6 protein-coding genes are annotated in these 7,350 nt (G+C 72.4%); 3 read left to right on the top strand and 3 right to left on the bottom strand.

Features of this window, described 5'->3' with window-relative positions; all coding sequences use genetic code 11:
* Positions 1-1,318: benzoate-CoA ligase family protein (locus VGW35_05970; protein HEV8307196.1), on the bottom strand; the 1,318-nt coding region annotated here is incomplete at its 3' end.
* Between the two features lie 166 nt (positions 1,319-1,484).
* Here VGW35_05970 and hemG point away from each other — a divergent pair.
* Positions 1,485-2,915, top strand: a complete 1,431-nt coding sequence (gene hemG, locus VGW35_05965; protein ID HEV8307195.1) for a protoporphyrinogen oxidase — start codon at positions 1,485-1,487, stop codon at positions 2,913-2,915.
* Positions 2,916-2,959: 44 nt separating this feature from the next.
* Here hemG and VGW35_05960 read toward each other — a convergent pair whose 3' ends face one another.
* Positions 2,960-3,799: a DnaJ domain-containing protein gene (locus VGW35_05960; GenBank protein HEV8307194.1), complete on the bottom strand. Its 840-nt coding sequence runs from the start codon at positions 3,797-3,799 to the stop codon at positions 2,960-2,962.
* 144 nt (positions 3,800-3,943) lie between these two features.
* On the opposite strand from VGW35_05960, the gene VGW35_05955 reads away from it, so the two are divergent.
* Positions 3,944-5,512: an AAA family ATPase gene (locus VGW35_05955; protein ID HEV8307193.1), complete on the top strand. Its 1,569-nt coding sequence runs from the start codon at positions 3,944-3,946 to the stop codon at positions 5,510-5,512.
* A gap of 43 nt (positions 5,513-5,555) precedes the next feature.
* On the opposite strand, the gene VGW35_05950 is transcribed toward VGW35_05955, so the two are convergent.
* Entirely contained in the window at positions 5,556-6,863 is a 1,308-nt protein-coding gene (locus tag VGW35_05950; GenBank protein HEV8307192.1) for a rhodanese-like domain-containing protein, read from the bottom strand.
* A 302-nt stretch (positions 6,864-7,165) separates the two neighbouring features.
* On the opposite strand from VGW35_05950, the gene VGW35_05945 reads away from it, so the two are divergent.
* The coding region (locus VGW35_05945; GenBank protein ID HEV8307191.1) for a hypothetical protein at positions 7,166-7,350 on the top strand (185 nt) is incomplete at its 3' end.

The following is a 7,350-nucleotide window of genomic DNA, read 5'->3' as shown; positions in this document are numbered from 1 at the left end:
CGGCGTGCTTGATGAGCGTGGCCTCCACCTCCACCGGCGAGACCCAGATCCCGCCGACCTTGAGCATGTCGTCGGCCCGGCCGGCGTACCAGAAGTAGCCGTCGGCGTCCTGCGAGTACTTGTCCCCCGTCTGGATCCAGGCGCCGTAGAGCGTCTCCTTCGTCTTCTCGTGCTTGTTCCAGTAGTAGGCCATGGTGGAGTCGCCCTTGACCCGGAGGTTGCCGATCTCCCCGCGCGGCACCGGGCGTCCGTCGTCGTCCACGATCACGGCGTCGTAGCCCGGGACGGGAAGTCCCGACGACCCCGGCCGCACCGCCCCCGGGCGATTACTGAGAAAGATGTGGAGGATCTCGGTCGTCCCGATCCCGTCGAGGATCTCCACCCCGAAGCGCTCGCGCCAGCGCGTGCAGAGCTCCTCGGGCAGCGCCTCGCCGGCCGAGACGCACAGGCGGAGCGACGACAGGTCGAACCGCTGCTCGGCCTCCTTCACCGCGAGCATCCCGGCGTAGAGGGTCGGCACCCCGAAGAAGAGGGTCGGGCGGCGGCGGGTCAGGATCTCGAACACCGCCTCTGGGGTCGGCCGGTGAGGGTAGAGCACGCTCTGGGCTCCCACGCCCATGGGGAAGTAGCCGGCGTTCCCGAGCCCGTAGGCGAAGAAGAGCTTGGCCGCCGAGAAGACGCGGTCGGTGGGCACGAGCCCCAGGACCTGCTTGGCGTAGGTCTCGGTACACACGACCATGTCGTGGTGGAGGTGCACGGCGCCCTTGGGGAATCCCGTCGAGCCGGATGAGTAGAGCCAGAAGGCCGCGTCGTCCCGCGACGTCGGGGCCGCGTCGAGCGTCGAGGCGCCCCGCGCGATCCGCTCCTCGTACGAGAGGTAAGGCCCCGGGCTTCCCCCGGCGATCAGGACGTGCCGGAGGTGTCGGGCCTGGCCGAGGACCGGCCCCACTTCGGGCAGGAGGGGCGCCGAGACGACGGCCACCTTGGCCCGGCTGTCGCCGAGGAAGTAGAGGTAGTCCGCGCCGCGCATGAGCGTATTCACCGGGATCGGCACCGCGCCGATCTTGATGGCCCCCCAGAAGGTGCCGAGGAACTCGGGCGCGTCGAGGCAGAGCAGCAGGACGCGGTCCTCCATCCCGACCCCCAGCTCGAGCAGGGTATTGCCGGTCCGATTCACCAGCTCCTGCACCTCGCCGTACGTCAGGGTGCGGTCCTCGCACAGGAACGCCGGCGAAGCGGCCCGGCCCTCGGCCACATTCCGGTCGACGAAGTAGCTGGCGACGTTGAACTCGGCGGGCAGACTCTCGGACGCGTTCATGCGCGCCTCCTTGGCCCGGTGGCACCGGGGTGGTACCGCCGGCGATAGCCGCACGGTAGACGACGAGCCTCCTGCTCGGCAAGAGGTCTCCGCGACCCGCGGACAGGACGCCCGGCCGTGGCGCCGGCTGACCCGCTCGCCACGGCCGCGGTATCATCGAGTAGCCGTGGGAACACGTCCACTCCGCGTCGTCGTCGTCGGCGGGGGCATCGCCGGCCTGGCCGCCGCCCACCGTCTCATCGAAGCCAGCCGTGAGACCGAGCGGCCTATTGCGCTCACTCTCTGTGAGGGGGCGGCCCGGCTTGGCGGGACGATCGCCACCGAGCGCGCAGGCGGGTTCCTGCTCGAGGCCGGCCCCGACTCCGTCATCTCGGAGAAGCCGTGGGCGCTCGCCCTCGCCGAGCGCCTCGGGCTCGGGCCCCGCCTCCAGAGCACCGACGACCGGTACCGTCGCACGTACGTCCTCCACGGTGGCCGCCTCCACCCGCTGCCGGAGGGCTTCCTGCTCCTGGCCCCGACGCGGCTGTGGCCGATGGTCGCCTCGCCCCTGTTCTCCTGGCGTGGCAAGCTCCGGATGGCGCTGGACCTCGTCCTCCCGCGGGGCGCGCCGAACGGCGACGAGAGCCTCGCCGGCTTCGTCAGGCGCCGGCTCGGGCGCGAGGCGCTCGAGCGCGTGGCCGAGCCGCTGGTCGCCGGAATCTACACGGCCGATCCCGAGCGCCTGAGCCTGGCGGCGACGATGCCACGCTTCCTCGCCCTCGAGCGCCGATACCGGAGCCTCATCCTCGCGCTCCGGCGGGGCACCAGCCGGGCCGAGCAGAGCGGGGCCAGCGGCGCGCGCTGGAGCCTGTTCGTCACGCTGGCCGGCGGGATGGGCGAGCTCGTGGAGGCGCTGGCGGCGCGGCTCCCGGCGGGGACCGTGCGGCTCGGCTGCCCGGTCACGGCGGTCGGGCGCTTCGCCCGCGGGAGCCCGTGGGAAGTCAGGCTCGGCGACGGGAGCGCGGTGGCGGCGGACGGCGTGGTGCTGGCGGGCCAGGCGCCCCGGATGGGCGCCCTCGTGTCCGCCGTGGATCCCGAGCTGGCCCGCCTCCTCGGCGCGATCGCCTACGCGTCCTCGGCCACCGTGACGCTGGCCTACCCGCGCGCCGCCATCCGCCATCGGCTGGATGGCTTCGGCTTCGTGGTGCCGCGCGGCGAAGGGCGCGCCGCGCTGGCCTGCACGTTCTCGAGCGTGAAGTATCCCGGTCGGGCCCCCGAGGGGCACGCGCTCCTGCGGCTCTTCCTCGGGGGCGCCCGGGGCGCCGCGGTCCTCGAGCACGACGACGCCACGCTGGTCCGCCTGGCTCACGAGGACGCCGCCGCCGTGCTCGGGATCGGCGGACCACCCATCCTCAGTCGCGTGGCGCGCCACGCCGCCGCGATGCCCCAGTACGAGGTCGGTCACCTGAGCCGCGTCACCGCGATCGAGGGACGGTTGGCGGGGCTCCCGGGCCTCGTGGTGGCGGGCGCTGCCTACCGCGGCGTCGGGATCTCGGACTGCGTTCGCTCGGGTGAGGAGGCCGCCGACCGACTCCTCGAACAGCGCGAAGGTGGCTGAGCGGGCGCGTTCGGCGGCCCCCGGCGCTCGACCGAGGGCGTCGCTCAGCCCTCGTCCGCGATTTCGATGGCGAGGTAGAGGTCGCCCGGCGGGCGGCCGGCGTCCGCGCCTCCCTTGCCGCGGAGCCGGAGCCGTGTTCCGGGGCGAACGCCTGGCGGGATCGTCACGAGGGCTTCTTCCCGCACGCCATGCCGTAGGAATGCGACGCGCTTCCGTCCACCTGCCTCCGCTTCCGCCCGCGAGAGACGGAGCGGAATCGTCAGGTCGCCGCCGGTGGCCGCGTGCTGGGATGGGGCCGGGGAGGGTGGGAGGCCGAGCAGCCAGCGGGCCGTGCCCGCGAAAGCCCGGTGGAGCCCGCCGGGCTTCGGCAAGGCTGGCTGGCGAGCGCGCGGCAGGACGCCGGCGGCGCGCAGGGCTCCGAGGGCGATCTTGAAGATGGCGAGCACGGGAGTCAGCGGCGAGATGATGAAGACGCCCCCGGTCACGACCGCCCGGCCGCCAAAGAGCGTCTGCCGGAAGTAGTGGCGATCGACGCGCATGCCCAGCCGCTCGAATTCGCGCGCCAGCTCTTCGAAGACGGCGCTCGCCCGCGGGTCGGCGAAGAGGTCGCGGAAGAGGTCCTCGCGGCTCCCGCGAGGCTCGTAGGCGGCGCCGGCTCGTCGGGCCCGGTCGTAGTCGTGACGCTTGGCCGGGTCGCTCAGAACCGCGTAGGCCTCGCTGATCTCCTTGAAACGCTCTTCGGCTGCGGGCTGCCCCGGATTGCGGTCCGGATGCCACTGGAGCGCGAGCCGCCGGTACGCCTTCCGAAGCTGCTCCTCGGTGGCCTCCGGATGGAGGCCGAGGATCCGGTAGTAGTCTGTATCCGCTCGCGCTCGCTGTCCCATGCCCGCCTTCAAGGATAAACCGAAACGCCGAGACTCGCCCGTCCGGCCGCCCGGCCGATGCATCGATGGCGGACGCTTTGGCCCGGTCGCGGGGGCTATATTGAAGATCATCGCGCACGATTCGTTTCGGAAAGGTCGAGGCTGATGGCGCCGGCGCTGGTCGACGATCTCTGCCGGCCCGAGGCCTACCCGGAGCCGCGTCCCGCGCGCGTGACGCGCGTCATCACGCACATCTCGTGGGTCTTCCTCACCGACCGCGAGGTGTTCAAGGTCAAGCGGCCCGTCGACTACGGCTTTCTCGACTACACGACACCGGAGAAGCGCCGCCGCCTCTGCGAGGAGGAGGTCCGTCTCAACGGCCGGCTCGCCCCCGACGTCTACCGCGGGGTGGTCCCGGTTCGCCTCGGCCCGCACGGGCACACCTTCCTGTCGGAGGGCGCCGTGGTGGATCACGCCGTTCGCATGCGCCGGCTGGCGGACGAGGCGAGCGCGGACGCGCTCCTGCGGCGCGATGCGCTCACCCCGCTGCACCTGGCCCGCCTCGCGGCCCGGCTCGCGCGCTTCTACGCGGACGCGGCCACCGCGCCGGCCTACGGGGTGCTCGACGTCATCCGGGGCAACGTGGAGGAGAACTTCGCCCAGGTGGAGCCCTTCGTCGGCCGGTTCGTCCCGCGCGCGACCTTCGAAGCGGTCCGGGCCTGGCAGCTCGGCATCCTGGATCGCGACGCCGGACGGTTCGGCGACCGCGTGGAACACGGGCACATCCGGGAGGGACACGGGGACCTTCGTCTCGAGCACGTGTACTTCGAGGAGGCGGAGCCGATCGTCATCGACGGGATCGAGTTCAACGAGCGGTTCCGGATGGCGGACGTCGCCGCCGACGTCGCGTTCCTGGCGATGGAGCTGAGAGCCCGGGGCCGGCTCGACCTCGCCGAGGGATTCCTGGGCGGCTTCGCGCTGGCGTCGAGCGACTACGACCTCTACGGCGTCATCGACTTCTACGAATCCTACCGGGCCTGGGTTCGCGGCAAGGTCGCCGCTTTCCTGGCCGCCGATCCCTCGACGCCGCCGGACAAGGCGGCCCGCAAGGCGGGGGAAGCCGAGGCGCTCTTCGCCCTGGCGCGGCGCTACCCGGAGCCGCGGGCCGTCTCGGCGCCCCTGATCGCGGTGGGCGGCCTGATCGGGACCGGCAAGAGCACGCTGGCGGCCGCGCTGGCCGAGGCGCTCGCGGTTCCGGTGATCGAGTCGGACCGGACCCGCAAGGCCCTGGCCGGCGTGCCCGCCACGGGGCGGGCCCCCGAGCGCATCTACTCCGAGGACTTCACGCGCAGGACGTTCGACGAAGTCTTCCGGCGGGCCGAGGTCGTGCTCGAGTCCGGGCGAGGCGTCATTCTCGATGCGACGTTCCGCGAGCGCGCCCTGCGGGCCCGGGCCCGTGACCTGGCCCGGCGCCACGGCCGGCCGTTCCTCTTCGTCGAGGCGACGTGCGACGACGCGACGCTCCGCGAGCGCCTGCGCCGGCGAGCCACGGGGCCGTCCATCTCGGACGCCACCGAGGGACTGCTCGGCCGGATGCGGCGCGAGTTCCAGCCGGTCACGGAGCTCGGCCCGGATGAGCACCTCCGCGTCACCACGACCGAGCCCACGTCGGCACAGGTGGAATCCGTGCTCGGCACGCTCGGCCTGACACGGAGGATCCCGCCGACGTCCTGAGCGGCGCGGCCGAGAGGTCTGACTCGGCTTGCGCACGGAGTGATCACCGCAGCGACCTCCGCGGGTTCGTCGGCGCCGCGCAGGCCGCGGTCGTGTTGCCGCCGGCGGAGCACACTGCCTCGCCGACGTCGGCGGGCGACGGGAGGGGGCGGTTCCAGGGCATCTTCATGAGCACCAGGGCGAGCCCGCACGTGCCCGTCGCGCCCGCGAACGTCAGCCCGGCGCCGAAGAACGCCGCGATCGCCAGAAACCAGGGGCTGACGAGCGTGCCGAGAACCACGCCTGCGAGCACCATCGTCCCCGCGATCAGCTGGACCTGACGGTCGACGGCCAGACGCTTGCGCCCCTCGCGGAGGGGCAGCCGAGCCCGGCGCCAGGCCTGTACGCCTCCGTCGAGGACCCGCGCGCGTCGTCCCGCGCGCGCGAGCGTCTCCGCGGCAATGGTGGCGCGCACCCCTGTGCGACAGACGATGACCACGTCCGCCTGGTCGGGGATCTCGTCGAGGCGGGCGTCGAGCTGGTGGAGGGGCACGTTCCGTGATCCGTCGATGCGCTCGCTCTCGAACTCCAGCGGGGTCCGAACGTCCAGGAGAAACGGCGACGTTCCCCGCTCGCGAAGGGCCTGGAGGTCCGTGCCCGCAATGGTCGCCGCGTCGGCCTCGCCCAGGTTGTGGCGCAGGACCGCCGCCATGTTGGGCGGCGGTGGCGCCGGGACCGAGAGCCGGGACACGAACGCCGCACGGTCTCGCTCGCGGAGGAGCGGGTTCTGCGCCTTCTCCTCGCCGATCGTCGTCACCGCCCGGCCGACGTAGTCGTGGCCGGGATGCACGACCGTGTCGTCGGGGAGCGCCTCGAACGTGCGCAGCGTGTCGAAGAGGTCCGAGGCGCTGCCGCCCATGAAGTCGGTCCGGCCGGCGCCGCCGGCGAACAGGGCGTCCCCCGTGAAGAGGTGGCCGTCCACGAGCAGCGCGAGCGAGTCGGGGGTGTGCCCGGGGGCGTCGAGGACCGTCACGGTCCTCGTGCCGAGAACGAACGTCGTGCCGCCCTGGATGCGGCGGACAGGCCCCTTGAGCTTCGAGGCCGCGTGCGCGAGCACGGAAGCGCCAGTCCGCTGGGCGAGCCTGCGCACGCCCGAAAGGTGATCGGCGTGCGTGTGGGTATCGAGGACGTGGGTCAGACTCGCCTTGCGCGCCGCCAGGCTCTCGAGGAACCGATCGACCTGGTCGAGCCGCGGATCGACCGCGAGGGCGGTGTGGCTGAGGTCATCCACGACGAGGTACGCGAGGCACCCCTCGTCGGCCGGATACGTCTCGATCGGCAGCGTGGCGGCAGGGCTCGTGAGCGTCGTCATGGTCCGTCCCTCCCTGACTCCCTCTACACCCACATGGTAAGAGCCGGATCTTCTTCGCATCGATTCCGGCGGTCTCCGCACGGATCGAGCCGCGGAGAGCACTCGCCGAAGCCGGCTCAGTTCCGATGCAACGGGGCTGCCATGCGCCACGCCCAACGCACTCGGGCGGTTACGATTTCATGGGAGGGGCGCCGGTCGTGGCGCGGTCCGGCCACCGGGCCGTGTGCTTCAGCAGATTGAGCCGAATGGCCTATGGACTACCGATCGCGGCGGGTGCCCAATCGGAATCGGGAGCGGCTCTCATGGACCGGCCGCGGGACCTGACGATCGTCACGCTGAGCTGCCCGTTCTTCCACGGGCCGCTCAGTGGGTGGGGCGCGCGGCGTGGCGGGGTTGCCTACTGTCGCTTGCCGTCAGGGCAGGCGCGGATGCTCTCTCAGGAGACCATGGTCAGCCTGTGCATGAGAGGCCGGTACCGTGGCTGCCC

It is taken from the genome of Candidatus Methylomirabilota bacterium (assembly GCA_036005065.1).
GTDB lineage: Bacteria > Methylomirabilota > Methylomirabilia > Rokubacteriales > DASRDR01 > DASYQW01.
Note: the sequence above shows the minus strand (reverse complement) of the source record. Positions and strands in the feature narration are given on the sequence as shown.